This window comes from Campylobacter sputorum, from assembly GCF_002220775.1.
Taxonomy (GTDB): Bacteria; Campylobacterota; Campylobacteria; order Campylobacterales; family Campylobacteraceae; genus Campylobacter_F; species Campylobacter_F bovis.
This window is the reverse complement of record NZ_CP019685.1, coordinates 83,590-101,825: the sequence shown is the minus strand read 5'-3', so window position 1 is coordinate 101,825 and position 18,236 is coordinate 83,590. Positions and strand designations below refer to the sequence as shown.

17 protein-coding genes are annotated in these 18,236 nt (G+C 27.9%); 12 read left to right on the top strand and 5 right to left on the bottom strand.

Annotated features, from left to right (window positions below; translation table 11 throughout):
• Positions 1 to 36 precede the first annotated feature (36 nt).
• The 7 genes from CSPB_RS00535 to CSPB_RS00505 all read left to right on the top strand — a co-directional run bounded on the left by CSPB_RS00535 (position 37) and on the right by CSPB_RS00505 (position 7,898).
• Entirely contained in the window at positions 37 to 648 is a 612-nt protein-coding gene (locus CSPB_RS00535) for a hypothetical protein (RefSeq protein WP_089187685.1), read from the top strand.
• Positions 638 to 1,171: a FixH family protein gene (locus CSPB_RS00530; protein ID WP_089192726.1), complete on the top strand. Its 534-nt coding sequence runs from the start codon at positions 638 to 640 to the stop codon at positions 1,169 to 1,171. The genes CSPB_RS00535 and CSPB_RS00530 overlap by 11 nt, the downstream gene beginning before the upstream one ends.
• The gene (locus CSPB_RS00525; protein ID WP_089192725.1) at positions 1,161 to 3,461 is read left to right on the top strand and encodes a PD-(D/E)XK nuclease family protein; all 2,301 of its coding nucleotides are present in this window, start codon (positions 1,161 to 1,163) and stop codon (positions 3,459 to 3,461) included. Before CSPB_RS00530 ends, CSPB_RS00525 begins: the two co-directional genes overlap by 11 nt.
• The gene (locus tag CSPB_RS00520) at positions 3,458 to 6,190 is read left to right on the top strand and encodes a RecB-like helicase (RefSeq protein WP_089192724.1); all 2,733 of its coding nucleotides are present in this window, start codon (positions 3,458 to 3,460) and stop codon (positions 6,188 to 6,190) included. Before CSPB_RS00525 ends, CSPB_RS00520 begins: the two co-directional genes overlap by 4 nt.
• An 86-nt stretch (positions 6,191 to 6,276) precedes the next feature.
• A complete protein-coding gene (rplM, locus tag CSPB_RS00515; RefSeq protein WP_033917056.1) occupies positions 6,277 to 6,702 on the top strand; it encodes a 50S ribosomal protein L13 in 426 nt (141 codons plus the stop codon).
• Position 6,703: 1 nt separating this feature from the next.
• Positions 6,704 to 7,093: a 30S ribosomal protein S9 gene (gene rpsI / locus CSPB_RS00510; protein ID WP_033917057.1), complete on the top strand. Its 390-nt coding sequence runs from the start codon at positions 6,704 to 6,706 to the stop codon at positions 7,091 to 7,093.
• 169 nt (positions 7,094 to 7,262) lie between these two features.
• A complete protein-coding gene (locus tag CSPB_RS00505; protein WP_033917058.1) occupies positions 7,263 to 7,898 on the top strand; it encodes a superoxide dismutase in 636 nt (211 codons plus the stop codon).
• On the opposite strand, the gene CSPB_RS00500 is transcribed toward CSPB_RS00505, so the two are convergent.
• Positions 7,895 to 9,823 carry a tetratricopeptide repeat protein gene (locus tag CSPB_RS00500; protein WP_089192723.1) on the bottom strand — a complete coding sequence of 643 codons (1,929 nt, stop codon included), beginning with the start codon at positions 9,821 to 9,823 and terminating at the stop codon, positions 7,895 to 7,897. The genes CSPB_RS00505 and CSPB_RS00500 overlap by 4 nt on opposite strands.
• An 84-nt stretch (positions 9,824 to 9,907) precedes the next feature.
• Between CSPB_RS00500 and CSPB_RS00495 the strand changes: the two genes are divergently transcribed.
• Complete coding sequence (locus tag CSPB_RS00495) at positions 9,908 to 10,453, top strand: gamma carbonic anhydrase family protein (protein WP_089192722.1); 546 nt, start codon at positions 9,908 to 9,910, stop codon at positions 10,451 to 10,453.
• On the opposite strand, the gene coaE is transcribed toward CSPB_RS00495, so the two are convergent.
• Positions 10,435 to 11,037, bottom strand: a complete 603-nt coding sequence (gene coaE, locus CSPB_RS00490) for a dephospho-CoA kinase (RefSeq protein WP_089192721.1) — start codon at positions 11,035 to 11,037, stop codon at positions 10,435 to 10,437. The two genes, CSPB_RS00495 and coaE, sit on opposite strands and share 19 nt — an antisense overlap.
• Positions 11,038 to 11,105: 68 nt before the next feature.
• Between coaE and purM the strand changes: the two genes are divergently transcribed.
• Positions 11,106 to 12,089 carry a phosphoribosylformylglycinamidine cyclo-ligase gene (purM, locus tag CSPB_RS00485; protein WP_089192720.1) on the top strand — a complete coding sequence of 328 codons (984 nt, stop codon included), beginning with the start codon at positions 11,106 to 11,108 and terminating at the stop codon, positions 12,087 to 12,089.
• A gap of 41 nt (positions 12,090 to 12,130) precedes the next feature.
• Here purM and CSPB_RS00480 read toward each other — a convergent pair whose 3' ends face one another.
• Together CSPB_RS00480 and ccoG are read right to left on the bottom strand one after the other, a co-directional pair.
• Complete coding sequence (locus tag CSPB_RS00480; RefSeq protein WP_089192719.1) at positions 12,131 to 12,763, bottom strand: TetR/AcrR family transcriptional regulator; 633 nt, start codon at positions 12,761 to 12,763, stop codon at positions 12,131 to 12,133.
• Positions 12,750 to 14,120, bottom strand: a complete 1,371-nt coding sequence (ccoG, locus tag CSPB_RS00475) for a cytochrome c oxidase accessory protein CcoG (RefSeq protein WP_089192718.1) — start codon at positions 14,118 to 14,120, stop codon at positions 12,750 to 12,752. Before ccoG ends, CSPB_RS00480 begins: the two co-directional genes overlap by 14 nt.
• A 198-nt stretch (positions 14,121 to 14,318) precedes the next feature.
• Between ccoG and CSPB_RS00470 the strand changes: the two genes are divergently transcribed.
• The 3 genes from CSPB_RS00470 to proB all read left to right on the top strand — a co-directional run bounded on the left by CSPB_RS00470 (position 14,319) and on the right by proB (position 17,753).
• Positions 14,319 to 15,824 (top strand): flagellin B, encoded by a 1,506-nt coding sequence (locus CSPB_RS00470; RefSeq protein ID WP_089192717.1) that lies wholly within the window; start codon positions 14,319 to 14,321, stop codon positions 15,822 to 15,824.
• Between the two features lie 97 nt (positions 15,825 to 15,921).
• The gene (gene obgE, locus CSPB_RS00465) at positions 15,922 to 16,953 is read left to right on the top strand and encodes a GTPase ObgE (RefSeq protein WP_089192716.1); all 1,032 of its coding nucleotides are present in this window, start codon (positions 15,922 to 15,924) and stop codon (positions 16,951 to 16,953) included.
• A gap of 32 nt (positions 16,954 to 16,985) precedes the next feature.
• Complete coding sequence (gene proB, locus CSPB_RS00460; protein ID WP_089192715.1) at positions 16,986 to 17,753, top strand: glutamate 5-kinase; 768 nt, start codon at positions 16,986 to 16,988, stop codon at positions 17,751 to 17,753.
• Positions 17,754 to 17,755: 2 nt separating this feature from the next.
• Here proB and ybaK read toward each other — a convergent pair whose 3' ends face one another.
• On the bottom strand, positions 17,756 to 18,229 hold the full coding sequence (gene ybaK, locus CSPB_RS00455; RefSeq protein ID WP_089192714.1) for a Cys-tRNA(Pro) deacylase: 474 nt from the start codon (positions 18,227 to 18,229) through the stop codon (positions 17,756 to 17,758).
• Positions 18,230 to 18,236 lie beyond the last annotated feature (7 nt).

Here is an 18,236-nt window from a genome sequence, read left to right as displayed (position 1 = left end):
GTTCTTACTCCAAATCACCTATTTGTCGGATAAATTGTGATTAAAATATTGATAAAGAGTAGCTTTATAGTTACTCTTTTTTTTTCTACTATCTTAAATGCAGATGAATTTGTCTTAGCTAATGATGAAATTTTAAAAGCTCCTTTGGTCGAAAAAATATCATCTATTGGTAATGAAATGCTTTCAAAAAGCGGAGTGTTTGTTGGTATTGTAGCCATAGATAGCTTAAATGGAAAAAAATTAAAAGATTTAACTCTCTCCTATGCATCAAATATAAAAAAACCTTATGTTATTTTATCATTAGTAAAAAAAGATCACTTAGTTGATATTTATGAAAGTAATAAAGAACTTTTAAAAGAATTTGACAAAGAGCAAATTTTAAGTGTAATTCCAGGAAGAGGAACGATAATACCAATCCTTGCAAATACAAAAAAAGATAGTGCTCCATCTTATGATGCAGCCTTACTTAATGGATATGCAGATATTGTAGAGCAAATAGCTCAATATAGAAAAATAGAACTTAAAAATGCTATTGGAAACTCAAATAAAAATACCATAAATGTATTTAGAGCTATATTTTACTGCGGAATTTTGGTTGTAGTTTTTGCATTTTTATACTATAAATTTAGGAAAAAATATGCAAAATAAAAAAACATTTTGGCCTTACGGTATAGCACTTTCACTTTGTGCTATCATAATTGCTTGCATTATAACCATCATAATTGGCACTAAAAACCCAGTTCATATGGATAATTTTTATTTTGAAAAATATCAAAATGTTGAAAACAACTTCTTTGATATACAGCAAAAAGATAAAAAATTTAAAAGTGAATTTGATTTCAAATTAAAAGATTTAAATTTAAGAACATACAAAAACCCAAATACAAATCAAACTTTTGAGGTTTTAGATATAAAAATAAACAAAGAAAATTTATTATCTTTTAAACTAACTCCAAAATCTAATAAATCTATAAATGATATAACCATAGAAGCTTTACTAACTAAGCCAAATACCAATGATTTTAATAAAAAATTAGATATAGTGACAAAAGAAGATGAATTTGATATATCTATAAGTCCCGATAAAATAGGTCGCTGGCAACTTATGTTAAAGCTAACAAGCTCAAAAGATTCCATAAGTTTTTATAAATACGAGCTATATGCAAACTAATCTATATGTATTTTCCACAACTAGAGCTATAAGAGAATTTATAAAATCTCATCTAAAAACAAACTCTCTACTTCCAAAAGCAATCACTATAGGCGAGTTTGAAAAAAATATAGTCTTAGTAAAAAATAGAAAAAAAGCAAGCGATATAAGTGCTTTGCTTTTAATGAAAAAAGCTTGTAAAAATACACAAAATTTACATGATAAGCTTGGAATTCCAAAGGAATTTTTTGCATTTTTAAAAAATAGCGACTATATTTTTTCATTTTTTAAAGAACTTTCAAACGAAGGTGTGGAAATTTTGTCTCTACAAAATTATGATACATACGCAAATTTTGACGAGCACTTAAAAATACTAAATCAGCTTTATAAAAATTATATAAATGAGCTTGAAAAAAACGAACTATATGATGATATTACACTACCAAATTTATATGAGATAAATGAGACTTATGTAAAAAGATTTAGCCAGATTTTTATAAATATAGATGGCGTGCTAAGTAATTTTGAATGGGATTTGATTACAAAAATATCATCTTATTGCGAAATTATTATAAAACTAAAAGCAACAAATTTAAATCAAAAAACATATAAAAAAGTTGAAAAATTATACAACTTAAATTTAAAAGAAAATATGTTATATGAGATAAATTTAAACAAAAAATGTATCATAAACTCAAAAGCCTTACCAAATTTAAATCATATATATGTTAGTAAATTTGATTTATACTCTACTCAATGTGCTTTTGTTTTTGAGAGAATTTCACATCTAGTAAATATTGGAATTAACCCAAGCAATATCGCAGTCATACTTCCAGATGAAAGTTTTAGTGAAGTTTTAAAAATCCACGATAGATTTAATATGCTAAATTTCGCTATGGGATCTAGCTTTAAACATACTCTTTTTTTTCAAAAATTATCTGTTTTTATGGATATTTTAGATAGTAAATTTGATGAAAATAACATAAAATATTTTAAAGATGGTTTTGATATCAGTGATGATATTTTAAATTTAGGAAAGAGATATTTTTTAAATAGTTGCGATTATGATAATTTTGCTGATATTTTAAATTTACTATGTGAAAACTTGCAACTTGATTTTGAAAGTAAAAATTTTATAGAAAATGAGAAAATATATATAAACTCTCTGCTTAAATTTGAAAATTTAAATTTAAAAGAGATATTAGAGCTTTTAAAACTAAGATTAGCAAATAAATCTCTTAGTATAACAGGCGGTGGCGAAGTTACAGTTCAAGGGATATTAGAAAGCAGATCCATACAATACGAAGCTGTGATAGTAGTGAGTTTTAATGATCATTTGGTGCCAAAAAGAGAGATAGGAGAGTTATTTTTAAACTCTCAAATAAGGCAAAAAGCAGGTCTTGTTACATATTTTGATAGGGAAAATTTACAAAGATTTTATTATAAAGAGCTTTTTAGAAACGCAAAGCATATTTATATTTCTTACATAGAAGATGAACAAAGTATGAAATCTAGGTTTTTAGATGAACTTTCGTATCAAAATTTAGAAGTTTATACACAAAAATCTTATATAAATTCTCTTTGTTTTTTTAAACCAAATACAATAAATTTAAAAAAAGATGAGATAGCACTAAAGCATGATTTTTTTAAAAATCCACTTTCTTTTAGCAGACTTGAATGCTTTTTAGAGTGCAAAAGAATGTATTTTTACAAATACATAGAAAATTTATATCCACTAAATACTAACGAAAAACCATTTGGAACCATACTTCATAATAGTTTAAAAAATTATTATGACAAACATAAAATATTTGATAAAAATGAGTTTGAAAAGATATTTTTAAATGAATGTAAAAACAGATATAAAATACAAAAAGAGCTTATTTTACTATCTCTTGATATATTTGAAAAAAACGAAAATCAAAGATTTGATGATGGATGGAGCATATTTGCATTAGAAAAAGAATTAAACGCTAATATAAATGGAGTAAATTTAAAAGGAATCGTAGATAGAATAGATGTAAAAAACGGCAATTATGAAGTTATAGACTATAAAAGTGGAAAAATAAAAGAAAATAGCTTTCAACTAGCGTTTTACGAAATTCTAAGCGGTGCAAACGAGAGTTATTATTATGACTTAAAAGATACTTTTTCACTAATAAAACCTCAAAAAACAAAAAGCAAAGAAGAGCTAAAAGAGAAGCTAGATGAGTTAAAAACTGAATTTCAAAACCCTGTTAATTTTGAAAGAAATTTATCAAAATGCGAATATTGTCCATACACACTAATATGTAAAAAAGAGTTGATATGATAGATTTTTACGAAGCGCTTGGAGCTAGTGCTGGAAGTGGAAAAACCTTTAAACTAAGTGTTAGATACATAGCTTTGGTGTTAATGGGTAGAGATATGCGAAAAATACTAGCCATAACATTTACAAAAAAAGCAACAAATGAGATGAAAACTCGCATATCGCAAACATTTTTAAATTTACATACCAAAAAAGCTGAACTCAATGAAATTTGCAAACTTCTAAATAAAAACGAACAAGAAATCATAAATTTGCGTGATAAAACAAAAGAGAGATTTTTATCAAGTGAGTTAAGAATACAAACTTTTGATGCATTTTTTAGCTCTATTTTAAGGCTATTTTCTCTAAATTTAGGACTTATGCCAGATTTTGAAATTACAGACAGCTTATATGATGAAACTACAAATATTTTAGTGCAAAACGCAAATGATAAACTCATAAAAAAAATAGCCTCATATATACGATTTAGTGGAGATAATCAGCTAGAATTTTTTGAAATGATAAATATAATATATGAAAATTTAAACGACATAAATTTTGCAAATAATGCGAATTTTCCAAATGATCAAAAAATGTTGCAAAATTTTCAAGACCTAAAAACATATGCTATAAAGCTCAGTAGCAACACTCACTATATAAAATTATTTGATAAAAATATAAAAGATTTTATACTAAATGTTGATTTAGAAAAAAACTACTTTCAAAAAATAAAAGATGACAAGAAATTTATGGAAAAATTTGAAACTTTTATGGATAGTGCTAAAGATTATTTCAAAGAATTTGAAGCTTATAAGCTAAAAGAACTATTTGAAATTGTTAAAAAATATAAATTAGCAAGATTTGAACTAAATAAAAATAAAAATTTACTAAGTTTTACTGATATTTCAAAACTTACTTATGAGCTTACAAACACAAAAAACTACCGTGAAATGCTCTATTTTAGACTAGATTCTAAAATAACAGATATTTTGATAGATGAGTTTCAAGATACAAATGTCCTTCAATACAACATTATTAAGCCCTTAATAGAAGAGTGTATAAGCGGAATAGGACAAAATGGAATTGGAAGTTTCTTTTATGTTGGTGATATAAAGCAGAGTATTTACAGATTTCGCGGTGGAAAAAAAGAGCTTTGTGATAAACTAAAGAGTGATTATAAACAGATAAAATTTAGCAACTTAGATACAAATTATAGAAGCGATAAATATTTAGTTGAGTTTGTAAATGAAACATTTAAAAATGTTATAAAAAACTATGAAATACAAAAACCAAATAATCAAGATGATGGATATATCGAAATTTGCTCATGTGAAAAAGAAAAAATTTATGAGAAAATTTTAGATAAAGTAAATTTCTTAAAATCGCACAATATACCTGAAAATCAAATCGCTATATTATGCTGGAAAAACAATGATATAAAAAATATAAAAACTTACCTACAAAACAATGGCATAAAAGCTGTATCGCAAAGTTCTGTTTTGATAATAAATTCAAAATGTGTAAGAATTCTTATAGAATATGCCAAATTTTGTTATTTTAGCGACAACTACTATTTATATAATTTACGGGCATTTTATGATAAAGTTCCAAACAAAATTGATATAAATTTTAATTTAAATTTAAAAGATACCTTATACAAAATGGCAAAAGAGTTAAAGCTAGATTTTAGCGATAAAAATATGCTTAGATTTTTTGAAATAGCTGGAAAATATGAAAATTTTATTCAATTTATTTTAAATATAGAAAATGAAAAAGAAAAAAGCATAAACGAAGTCATAGATGGCGTAAATTTACTAAGTGTTCATAGCTCAAAAGGACTTGAGTTTAAGCATGTTATAGTTGTTGATATGATTGGCAAAGAGAGCAATTACTTACCTAAATTTTTGTTTGAATACGATATATCAAATAATAACTGGGAAATAAGGCTAAATGATAAAGTTTTTGAAAAATTAGATAGTAAATTTGTAAATTTAAAAACATTATCCAAAACGCTTGATAGCGAGGATAAAATAAATCAAATTTATGTAGCATTTACAAGAGCCAAAAATTCACTTATAATAATTGCAAAAAGCGATGCAAACGGCAAATCACCTTCACTATTTAAAAAATACATATCAAACAAACAAGAAGTAAAAATTCTTGACTTAGAAGATAAAATCATAGGAAATATGACGAAATTTGCAGATACAAAAGTAAACAAAATTCAAGAAGATGAAAAAATAAACTTTATAAACATAAACAGACAAAATCTCATAAATTTACAAGAAGAAAAAGAGTTAAATTTTAAATCAGCACTTTTTGGAACAGCACTTCATTTTATGATAGAAATGATGAATCAATTTGATGAAGAAAATTTACAAAATTCCTATATTATGCTTGAAAACAGATACGGATCACTTTTAGATGAAATTGAGCTAAAAGATATAAAAAACAGAGTAAAAATGCTTATAAAAAATGAGAAATTTTTAAATTTATTGCAAGGTTTTACGCTTTTAAAAGAGCAAGACTATACATTTGAATCTGCTTTAAAAAGAGTAGATTTACTTGCTATAAATGAAAATAGCAGAGAAATTTTAGTATTTGATTATAAAAGTTCAAAAAAATTCTTTGATGAGAATGTATCTCAAATAAAAGAGTATGTTGATAATTTAGAAAACATATATCCAAATTATAAAATAAATGGATATCTTGTTTTTTTACTTCAAAATGGTTCTCAAATAGAACTTGTATAAAATTTCTTATAAATAACTTAATTTAAGCAAAATATAAGTAATATTTAAATAAAATCACGGAATATTTTTAGGCAAAGGGTTAAATTATGACAAAGATAACTAAGCCAAGCGAAATCAAACGCGACTGGGTTGTGATTGACGCTAATGGTAAAATTTTTGGTAGATTGCTTACAGAAGTAGCTACTTTATTACGCGGAAAACATAAACCATGTTATACTCCAAATGTTGATTGTGGAGATTATGTGGTTATCATAAATGCTTCAAAGGCTATCGTAACTGGTATAAATAAAGCTGAAGACAAATTATATCACAGACATTCAGGATATTTTGGAAGTGTTAAAAGCGAAAAATTTGGTGATTTACTTGAAAAAAATCCAGTAAAATTATATAAACTTGCAGTTCGTGGAATGCTTCCAAAAACAAAATTAGGCAAAGATATGATTAAAAAACTTAAAGTTTATGAAGGAAGCGAACATCCTCATACCGCTCAAATAAAGAAAGAAGGAAAGTAATATGGCTATAGTTTACGCAACAGGAAAAAGAAAAACAGCCGTAGCTAAGGTTTGGGTAAAGCCAGGTAGCGGTAAAATATCAGTAAATGGAATGGATTTAAACACTTGGCTTGGTGGTCATGAGGCTATTAAACTTAAAGTTGTTCAACCTCTTCTTGTAACAAAACAAGAAACTTCTATGGATATTAAAGCACAAACACTTGGTGGTGGCTATAGTGCACAAGCTGAGGCTTTAAGACACGGGATTTCAAGAGCTCTTGCTTCAATGGACGCTGATTTTAGAGCTTTATTAAAACCAAAAGGTTTATTAACTAGAGATAGTCGTGTTGTTGAGCGTAAAAAATATGGTAGAAGAAAGGCTAGAAGAAGCCCGCAATTCTCAAAAAGATAATATATTTGGGGAGTTTTCTCCCCCCACTCTACTTCTTATTTTTCATTTTCTCAAATTTAAAATTTCAAAAATCAACTCATATAATAAAATTTATTAATTAGAAAAATTTTTATTTTTGGTTTACCATTATTATGTATAATATTTTTAATATTTTTAATAAGGAGAAAAAATGTTTGAGTTAAGAAAATTGCCTTTTGAACCAAAAGATATTAGTGGAGTTGTAAGCGAAGAAACCTGTTCTTTTCATTATGGAAAACATCATCAAACTTATATAAACAATCTAAATAAGCAACTAGAAAATAGTCCTTTAAAAGATGATCATTTATTAGACATCATAATGAAATCAGAAGGAGGACTTTTTAATAATGCCGCACAAGTTTACAATCATGATTTTTATTGGGATTGTATTGCTAAAAAATCATCTATGAGTAGTGAGCTAAATGAGGCTTTAGAAAAAGACTTTACAGATTTTAAATCAGAATTTATAGCTGCTGCAACTGGGCTTTTTGGCTCTGGTTGGCTCTGGTTAGTTCATAATCTAAAAAATAATAAATTAGAAATAGTCGGCACAAGCAATGCTGCTACACCTATCACAGATGGCAAAGTTCCACTTCTTGTTGTAGATGTTTGGGAACACGCTTACTATATAGATTTTAAAAATGCAAGAGCAAAATATCTTGAAGAATTTTATAACCACATAAACTGGGAATTTGTTTCAAAAGCTTATGAATGGTCTAAAAAAGAAGCTTTAGAATCAGTTCGATTTTATATAAACGAAGTTCATCCAGAAGCCAAAAAAGCTTAATCTTTATAGGCTCCAAAACGAGATAAAACTATCTCGTTTTGCTCTTTATATATTACTTTTGCTAAAAAATTCCCATCTGCTTTATTTATCTCTAAAGATATAGGAAAATCTTCTTTTAATTCATATCCTTTGTCATCTTTGCTAACCACTACAACTTCGCCCTGAGTAGCATTTTTTAAACTAGAAAATATTGTTTTAATACTGCTACTATTTATATAAATATCTTCAAATGATTCAATGCTATTTTTTATGTTAAGTAATTTTTCTTTTATAATATCTTCATATAAATTTTTCAGTGTTTCATATTGTTTTTGGGAAATTTCTTTGATATTTTGTTTGTAAATATCTTCAAGTTCATCTTGTGCATCTTGTCTATTTTGCGAATTTATGGATATCATTTTATCATATTTTTTATTTATTAAGCTACTACCTATGATAACAGCACCAAGTGTAATTACCATAGTTATGATAAACAAACCTATATGAAATCCGCCATTTTTCTGCGATAAAAGAAAACACAAAGCAAACATTATTATAAAAATAAAACCTATGGTTATAAAAAAGCTTTTTAAACTCTGTTTTTTCTTATTTTTTAAAGATAATAAATTGTTATAAAATTTAAGATTAGAGCTTTCTAAATTTGATGAATGTTCTATTTTTACTGCTTTTTTATTCTCTTCAAATTCTAAACTTTCTTTACTTTTATTTGATATAAATTTTATAAACTCATCTTTGTGTAATTTAGAATTTTCCTCATCAAACTCCATCTCATCTAAAGACTCTTTTATATAGCTTAATTGTTCAAATATGCGTTTTTTTGATTCATTTTCTATATTAAAATTAGGCTTTTCATGATCTTTTTTTATTTCATTATCAACAAAATTAATTTTGTATTCATCCATACTTGAAATAATGTCTTCTTTTTTTAACAAATCATCTCTTAACTCTGTATAATCATTAAAAAATGGATCTTTTTTTATTAGTTTAAGAGTATCTACATTAAACCTAAATGCATTTTCTAGTTCATTTTTAGCTTCATCAAATCTCTTTTTCAACACTAAAAATTTAGCCATCTCATATCTTATAAAAGCACAATTTTCATCGCTATTTTTGGCATCGCTAAGTATACTTATGCACTCATTTTGTTTCCCTGCCATTAAATAAGCTCTAGCCAAAAATGCCGCACACAATGCATAAGAGCTAATGTCATTGGATTTTTTTGCTATTGATATAGAATTTATCAAAGCTTCTTTTATTTTTATAAAAAATTTCTTTGAGTTTTTTGTCATCAAAACATACGCAAAATAAAAATTTGAAGCAAAATCAAGAGGCTTTAATTCTAAAGCGTTTTTTAAATGTTTTAAACAAGCTTCTATATTCCAAATTTCAAGGGCATTGCTTGCCTCCATTTTTTGTTCACTTAATGCCATTGCATTTGGATAATTCGTATTTTCATCACTTATTAAAACAAATTTGTCATTATTTAAAAACAGAGATTTGTCTAAAAGTTCATTTAGTTCAAATTTAGCAATCTCAAATTCGCCAATCACTCCTTTTGATATATTTTCTTGATTATAAAGATACATAACTTTAAAATTTTCTTTAGCATATTTTTGAAACTCAGGCTCCTGCTCATCCAAAAGATACTCATTTCCTAAAAATATTATAACTATTTTTGAATTATAAAATTCCGCCAACAAAAGCTTGAGTATGTTTTTAGCCTCATTTAACTCTTTTGATAAATCCAACAAAAAAACACTAAGATTTCCATTTTTTAACTCATAAAAAAGTTCATCGTCAAATTCGCCATTTTGCAAAATATAAGTAGAAAAAAATAAATTTTTAATACTATCAAATTTACTCTTAAGATAACTCACATCAAAAAATACATTACTATACAAGCAAAGTCTAAAACTATTTTCCATAAAACATCCAAGTAAAAAATTCTACGAAGTATACCAAAATTTGGTAAAATATTGTAAATTTTTTATATAAAAAAGGGGAAACAAATGAATATATGCTTTAATGGTAATTTACCTAAAATTCATAAAAATGTTTTTATAGCAAGTGGGGCTAAAATTATTGGGGATGTCCATATAGATGATGATAGCAGTGTTTGGTTTAACTGCGTTTTAAGAGGCGATGTAAATTTCATAAAAATTGGTAAAAAAACAAATATACAAGATCTTACCACAATCCATGTTTGGCATAAAGAATTTGATAAAAATGGCAACTTGATAGACGAAGGCTCTCCTGTTATTATCGGAAACGAAGTAACCATAGGGCATAATTGCGTAATACATGGGTGCAAAATACAAGATAGAGTATTAATTGGAATGAACTCTACTATAATGGATGGAGTTATTATAGGAGAAGATTGCATAGTTGGAGCTGGAAGCTTAATAACAAAAAATAAAAAATTTCCTCCTTACTCACTCATACTTGGAAATCCTGCAAAGCTTATAAGAAAACTAAGTGATGAAGAGATAAAATCTATAAAAGATTCTGCAATTTCTTATGTAAAATTTAAAAATAATTATAAAGAAAACGGGTAGATTTCTTTTAAATTTGATATAAATTTTTCTATCTGGGCATTTAAGTGCTTTAAATCTCCACTATTATCTATAACAAAATCAGCCGTTTTTCTTTTTTCTTCTATATCTATTTGTAAATTTAGTCTTTGAAGTGCAGTTTTTTCATCAATTTTATCTCTTTTTATTAACCTTTTAAGCACAGTTTGTTTTGGCGTATAAACAACTACAACTTTGTTAAAATCATAATTTTTTTTCTCATAAAAAAGCGGTATATCTACAAAATATGGAAAATTAGTTTTTTCTAGCTCATCTGCTAACTTATAAATTCTCTCTTTTATCTTTGGATGAAGTAAATTTTCTAATCTAGTAAGTTCGAATTTATCCTTAAAAACATACTCTCCAAGTTTTTTACGATTTACTTTTTTACCATCTACAAACTCTTTTCCAAAAATTTGAGCTATTTGGCTTGCTAACTCATCTAATATATTGTGACTTATCTCATCAGCATCAATTACTTTAAAACCATATAATTTTAAAATATTTGCAACACTACTTTTGCCGCTTGCAATACAGCCTGTTAAAACAATAGCATATTTATATTTCATTCTTATCCTTTACTTAGATTTTATCAACTTTTGGCTAAAATTATGCAAATTTATTAAAAGGCAAATTTATGATAAGTTATAAAGAGGCAGGGGTTGATATAGATGCCGGAAATAGCTTTGTTAATGAGATAAAACCATTTGTGAAATCAACTTTTAGAGGAAATGAGATAGGTTCAATTGGCTCATTTTCTGGTGCAGTAAGACTACCTAATGGATATAAAAATCCAGCAATTTTAGGGGCAACTGATGGCGTTGGAACAAAACTTCGCCTTGCCATAGATGCAAATATGCTTGATGGCGTTGGAATTGACCTTGTTGCAATGTGCGTAAATGATTTAATTTGCAACTTTGCTACACCGCTTTTTTTCTTAGATTACTATGCTACAGCAAAACTTGACATAGATAGTGCAAAAAAAGTTGTAAAAAGTATAAGCGAAGGTTGCAAAATAGCAAAATGCTCACTTATTGGCGGAGAGACAGCAGAAATGCCATCAATGTATCAAGACGGTGATTTTGATTTAGCTGGATTTGCAACTGGTATAGCAGAAATTGATGAGATAGATAGAAGTAAATTTGTAAAAAAAGGCGATATATTAATAGCACTTCCAAGTAGCGGACTTCACTCAAATGGTTTTAGTTTAGCAAGAAAAGTTATAAGCAAACTTGGACTTAAATTTGATGAAAAAATAGGCTCTAAAACACTCATACAAACTCTACTTGAACCAACTAGAATTTATGTAGATGAGTTTTTAAATTTAAAAGACAAAATAAATGCAATGGCGCATATAACAGGAGGTGGCTTAGTTGAAAATTTACCTAGAGTTTTTCCTGATGGTATCGGTGCTAAAATAGAAAAAAATGCCATAAAAACTCCTGAGATATTTAACATTATATCAAAATGCGTTGATGAAAAAGAGATGCAAAGAACTTTCAACAACGGCGTTGGAATGGTGTTGTGTGTTGATAAAAATAATGCTGATTTTATCCTTAGCAAAACAGATGGTTATGTCATTGGTGAGCTTTGTGATGGACAAGGCGTAAAATTAGTATAATCTATATCATAAGGGGATTTATCTACAAATCCCCTTATAAATTAACTTTTTAAATTTCCGTGCAAAAATATATTTATTTTCTTGCGAATATGCGCGTCTTTTTCACTTTTTTTTAACTTTATATTTTGATTAAAAAGAAGTTTTCTATATAAAAATGGCTCCCTTACACTAAACCAAAACGACATAGCAACGGATTCTAGGTCTTTATCTATAAATTTATCGACATGTTCTTCTTTTTTTAAAAAATCAACTAAAATTTTATTTATTAATGTTAGCTCATACTCATACATAATCTTTTTTAAATTTATATCTTTTGTAGCAGCTTCACTAAAAACTAGTCTATAGAACATAACGGATTTATCGTTTAAAACAGTATCAAGATAAACATCAGAAAATCTATATAAAAATTCTTCTATACTAAGATTTTCTTTTAAATCTATTTTTTTATCAATCTCTTTATAAAATTTCTTGATACCATTTTCTAAAATAGCCTTAAAAAGTCCTTCTTTGTTTTTGAAATACTTATAAATAGTAGAAAGCGAACCGCCGCTTTGTGAAACTATATCGCTTAAGCTTGTGTTTGCATACCCTTTTTGTAAAAAAATATCAAGAGAAGCTTTTAAAATACTATCTAGTCTTTTTTGCGTTTTTGTTGAAATTTCATCTTGTTTCATGATTTTTTTTCATTTTCTTAAATATCACTTTTTGTTTTGGATATACAAAAATTGTTTTTCTATTTACACTTATATTTCTATCATCAACAGCATAGGCATTTATAAGTATATCAAATGGAGTATCTGATCTATTGTTATTGCTTAATTCTTGATTTGTGCTTAAAACTACTATAATTTTTCTTTTAGATCCAGCTTTTATATAAATATCTTTTTTTGGTTTAGATATAGAAATCCTACTATCATTTACATCAAAATAGTATTTGTGGTCTTGTTTGCTTGTATTTTGTATGAAAAATGTATATGCATTATCTACTCGCACACCTTTGTCATTTTTATGTATATGGTAAAGCTCTGTAGTTCTATTTATATTTAAAAGCATATTTTCTTTTTTAGTACTCATAAAAGCTAAAACACACAAAACAATTGATATAACAACAATATATCCAATAGTTCTAAATCTTAAGTATTTTACTTTATTGCCGCTTTCAATAGCATTTTTGCTTGTCCAATTTATCAAACTTTTTTTACCAAATTTATCCATGATTTTAGCACAAGCATCGCTACATTCAAGGCAATTTATACACTCAAGCTGCATACCTTTTCTTATATCAATGTGTGTTGGACATATATTTACACAAGCATTACAGCCTATACATTCAGCCTCTTCTTCAAGTGGCTTATTTGATATTTTTTCCTTGCCATTATAAATAACTCCACCTCTTTTTTCATCATAAATAACTTGTATGGTATCATTATCAAACATTACAGATTGTATCCTTGCATAAGGACAAACATACACACAAAATCTCTCTTGTAAAAATACAATATCAAATATCAAAAATAGTGTTACAAAAAATATTATCCCAAAAAGTATAGCATGTTCGCTAGGATTTTTTATATAAATAAAAAAATCTTCAGGTGGTATAAAATACATCATAAAATTTGATGCGACAATTAAAGCAAAGCAAGCAAATATAAATATGGCGATAATTTGTTTTACTAAATTTAACTTAGGTTTACTTTGTTTATTTGCAGTGCTTTTTCTTATTTTTAATAATTTTGTTTGTATCACATCTCTAAAAATAACTCTAAATATAGTCTCAGGACAGCTCCAACCACACCAAACACGACCAGCCAAAGTTGTTATGAAAAATATACTTAAAAAAAGAGTTATCAAAACAAAAGGCATAAGATACATCTCTTGCATATCAAATCTCGTAAACAACAAATGTAACTCTTTTCTATCAAAACTTAATAGAAAAAAATGATTACCATCTATGTGTAAAAATGGTAAAGAAACAAACAAAATAGCTATTAAAACATATACAATATAGCGTTTTTTAGTATAATAAATCACTGCTAATCCTTATAAAATTAATATCTACAAATTTAATATATAAATATATTTTTATTATACCTAGTTTATCTTTTTTAAATATAAATTTGAAATATAAATGTATTTTATTGCTATTTTAAAAAATGGAACATATTTTGCTTTATTAATTCAAACAAAAGTTTACATTAACATTTTGTAAAAACAGTAAAAGGATTTAAAATGGGATTTCGCATTAACACGAATATAGCAGCAATGAATGCTCACACTAACAGCGTTGTAAACAATAGAAGTTTGGATAACTCTTTAGGTAGATTAAGTTCTGGTCTTAGAATTCAAACTGCAGCAGATGATGCTTCTGGTCTTGCAATAGCAGATAGCTTACGCTCACAAGCAAGTTCACTTGGTCAAGCTATTGCAAACTCAAACGATGCAATAGGTATCATAAAAGTTGCCGATAAAGCTATGGATGAGCAACTTAAAATTCTTGATACTATCAAAGCTAAAGCGGTTCAAGCAGCACAAGATGGTCAAACAACTGAGTCTCGTCGTGCTATACAAAACGATATTGTTCGTCTTATGGAATCACTTGATAGCATAGGAAATACAACAAGCTTTAATGGACAAAAGTTACTTTCTGGAACATTTATAAACAAAGAGTTTCAAGTGGGTGCTTACTCAAATGAGAGTGTTAAAGCTACAATTGGAGCTACAACATCAAATAAAATAGGTTTAACTAGATTTGAAACAGGTGCTAGCATTACAGCTTCTAGTGAAGTTAAAATTAAGTTTATAAATACAGATGGTGTAAATGACTACGAGATAGAAAGTGCTGTTATCTCAACAAGTGTTGGAACAGGTATAGGGGTACTTGCTGAAAATATAAATAAAGCAAGTGATAAAACTGGAATTCGTGCAACTTATAATGTTCAAACAACTGGTAAATCTGCAATCAAAGAGGGAGCAACAACTTCAGCTTTTAAAATAAATGGTGTTACAATTGGTAAAGTAGATTATAAAGCAAACGACTCAACAGGAGCTTTAGTTGCTGCAATAAATGCTGTTAAAGATACAACTGGTGTTGAAGCAAGCGTTGATAGTAGAGGTCACTTAAATTTAACCTCAAGAGATGGCAGGGGTATAAAAATAGAAGGTCTTGCAGGAGATGATGCCAAAACAACAGGTATTAGTGGTCAAACTGAAAATTATGGTCGCTTAAGCCTTATTAGGCTTTCAGGAAATGATATAATTGTTTCTGGTGGAAATATGGGTGGAAAAGCTGGAATAATCGGCTTTGAAAAAGCAAGTGCAACAGCACAAAAAACTGTATCTTTAAGAGAGATTAAAGGTGTTATACAAAAAGATATAGCTTCAGCAATGGGCTTTAATGCAAACTTAAATGTTGAGTTTGTATCTTCGGATAAAACAGCGGGTGTTACAACCTTGAAAGGTGCAATGGCTGTTATGAGTATAGCTGAAACTGCAACTAAAAACCTTGATGCAATTAGGGCTGATATGGGTTCTGTTCAAAATCAAATAACATCAACATTAAATAACATTTCAGTAACTCAAGTAAATGTTAAATCAGCTGAATCTCAAATCAGAGATGTTGACTTTGCTAGCGAGAGTGCGAATTTCTCTAAATTTAACATTCTTGCACAATCAGGAAGCTATGCAATGAGTCAAGCAAATGCTGTTCAACAAAATGTTTTAAAACTTTTACAATAATAATGCAAAATAAAGCCGCTTTGAGTGGCTTTATTTCTTCTAAATTTAATATTCAAATACTTTTGCTATAATCCGACAAATTTATTTAAGGTAAAAAATGTTTGTTGATAGCGTTAAATTTAAAATAAAATCTGGCAATGGCGGTTCTGGTGCATCAAGTTTTAGAAGGGAAAAATTTATTGAACTCGGCGGTCCAGATGGTGGTGATGGTGGTGATGGTGGTGATGTATACTTTTTAGTTGATAATAATACACATACTCTTGCAAAATATAAAGGAAAAAAACTTCTAAAAGCTTCAAATGGCAAAGGCGGTGAGGGTAAAAAAAGAACAGGAAAAAGAGGAGAAGATTTAATTCTAATAGTTCCGCCAGGAACCATTGTATATGATGACAATAGCGGTAAAATACTACTTGATATGCTAAACGAGGGAGAAAAAAAACTTATACTAAAAGGCGGTAAAGGCGGACTTGGCAATGTGCATTTTAAAAACTCTATAAACCAAGCCCCAACTTATGCACAACCAGGAATTCCTGGCGAAGAGCTAAATATAAGACTTGAGTTAAAATTAATTGCCGATGTAGGTTTGCTTGGCTTTCCAAATGTTGGCAAGTCTACACTAATTTCTACCATATCAAACGCAAAGCCGCAAATCGCAGATTATGAATTTACCACATTAACGCCAAAACTTGGTATGGTTGAAGTTGATGAGTATTCTAAATTTATAATAGCAGATATTCCAGGTATAATAGAAGGAGCAAGTGAGGGAAAAGGTCTTGGACTTAAGTTTTTAAAACATGTTCAAAGAACTAAAATATTGCTTTATATGATAGATAGTGCAAATTATAAAACGCTAAGCGAACAATACAATGCTTTAAAACATGAATTAGAAAAATTTTCAAAAGAACTTTATGAAAAAAAATTTGCAATTGCAATAACAAGAATCGACGCTTGTGACAATTTTGAGCAAAAATACAGAGATTTTTTAAAAGAGTTTAATTTTACCCAAAAACAAAATTTTGAGGAATTAGACAACTCAAAACCATGTTTTGTAATGCCTATATCAAGTGCCACGAATTTTAATATCAATGAACTTAAATGGGCTATAATTGAAATTTTAAAAAATAAATAATTTTATAGTTTTTATAAATTTAAAGGCAAAAAATGAAAAAAATTGTAATCAAAGTAGGATCTCATATCATTAGTGAAGTTGATCATATTAGCGAAGAAAGAGTTGAAAATTTATGCGAATTTTTAATACAATTAAGACAAAAATACGAAGTTATTTTAGTTAGCTCTGGTGCAGCAAGTGCCGGTAGAGTTAAATTACACATATCAAAAGACGGAGTTGTAGCAAAGCAAATTCTCGCAGCCATCGGACAGCCTTATTTAATGGAAATTTATAGCAAATTTCTTTCTAAACATAAAGTTTTAGCGTCGCAAATTTTATTAACAGGAATGGATTTTGATTCTAGAAAAAGAACTCTTCATGCAAAAAATGCCATAGATGGACTGCTTAAAAATAAGGTTTTACCAATTATAAATGAAAATGATGCAACAGCTATAGAAGAGATAGTTTATGGAGATAATGACAGGCTTAGTGCAAGTGTAGCAAATTACTTTGATGCTGATTTACTAGTAATTTTAAGCGATATAGATGGATATTATGACGATGATCCAAGAAAAAATGCAAACGCAAAAATTCGCCCCCTAGTAAAAGAAATAAACGAATATGAATTAAACCAAAAACCGCTCCCAGGAAGCCAAATGGGGACTGGTGGAATCACAACAAAACTAAAAGCCGCTGATTTTTTACTCAAAAATAACAAAGAAATGTTTTTGGCAAGCGGATTTGACTTAAGTGTAGCAAAGGACTTTTTACTACACAACAAACAAAGCGGTGGAACATTATTTAGCAAAAAAGATTTTTAAATTTAATCTTGCGTAATATCACAAAGTGTGGCATTTGTTGCTTTTATAAGATCATTTGGTTTAATATAAATTTGCTTACCGCGAATGCCAGCACTTACACAAATTTGCTCTTGAGATAAAATTTTCTCATCTATAAAAGTTCTAAAATGTTTTTTCATACCAAGTGGCGAACAGCCACCTCTGATATAACCAGTTATTTTTGTTATGTCTTTTAAATTTATAAGCTCACATCTCTTTGCCCCAGCAATTTTTGCTAATGCTTTTAAATTTAAACTTAAATCGCCTTGCAAACAAGCAACTATATGCTCATTATCTGCTTTGCAAACTATGGTTTTATATACTTTTTCTATACTAATGCCAGTTTTACTAGCCGTATGCACTGCATCTAAATGATTTTCATCAACACAATACTCTTTTATCTCGTAATCTATATTTAAGTTATCTAAAATTCTAGCAGCGTTTGTTTTTAAACTCATGATAAAC

Excerpts from the sequence above, each read along its gene's own strand:
- rplM (WP_033917056.1), top strand. The coding sequence starts at position 6,277 with ATGACAAAGATAACTAAGCCAAGCGAAATCAAACGCGACTGGGTTGTG.
- coaE (WP_089192721.1), bottom strand. The coding sequence starts at position 11,037 with ATGAAATATAAATATGCTATTGTTTTAACAGGCTGTATTGCAAGCGGC.
- ybaK (WP_089192714.1), bottom strand. The coding sequence starts at position 18,229 with ATGAGTTTAAAAACAAACGCTGCTAGAATTTTAGATAACTTAAATATA.
- CSPB_RS00480 (WP_089192719.1), bottom strand. The coding sequence starts at position 12,763 with ATGAAACAAGATGAAATTTCAACAAAAACGCAAAAAAGACTAGATAGT.
- CSPB_RS00495 (WP_089192722.1), top strand. The coding sequence starts at position 9,908 with ATGAATATATGCTTTAATGGTAATTTACCTAAAATTCATAAAAATGTT.
- CSPB_RS00470 (WP_089192717.1), top strand. The coding sequence starts at position 14,319 with ATGGGATTTCGCATTAACACGAATATAGCAGCAATGAATGCTCACACT.
- obgE (WP_089192716.1), top strand. The coding sequence starts at position 15,922 with ATGTTTGTTGATAGCGTTAAATTTAAAATAAAATCTGGCAATGGCGGT.
- purM (WP_089192720.1), top strand. The coding sequence starts at position 11,106 with ATGATAAGTTATAAAGAGGCAGGGGTTGATATAGATGCCGGAAATAGC.
- rpsI (WP_033917057.1), top strand. The coding sequence starts at position 6,704 with ATGGCTATAGTTTACGCAACAGGAAAAAGAAAAACAGCCGTAGCTAAG.
- proB (WP_089192715.1), top strand. The coding sequence starts at position 16,986 with ATGAAAAAAATTGTAATCAAAGTAGGATCTCATATCATTAGTGAAGTT.
- CSPB_RS00520 (WP_089192724.1), top strand. The coding sequence starts at position 3,458 with ATGATAGATTTTTACGAAGCGCTTGGAGCTAGTGCTGGAAGTGGAAAA.
- CSPB_RS00530 (WP_089192726.1), top strand. The coding sequence starts at position 638 with ATGCAAAATAAAAAAACATTTTGGCCTTACGGTATAGCACTTTCACTT.
- CSPB_RS00505 (WP_033917058.1), top strand. The coding sequence starts at position 7,263 with ATGTTTGAGTTAAGAAAATTGCCTTTTGAACCAAAAGATATTAGTGGA.
- CSPB_RS00525 (WP_089192725.1), top strand. The coding sequence starts at position 1,161 with ATGCAAACTAATCTATATGTATTTTCCACAACTAGAGCTATAAGAGAA.
- CSPB_RS00500 (WP_089192723.1), bottom strand. The coding sequence starts at position 9,823 with ATGGAAAATAGTTTTAGACTTTGCTTGTATAGTAATGTATTTTTTGAT.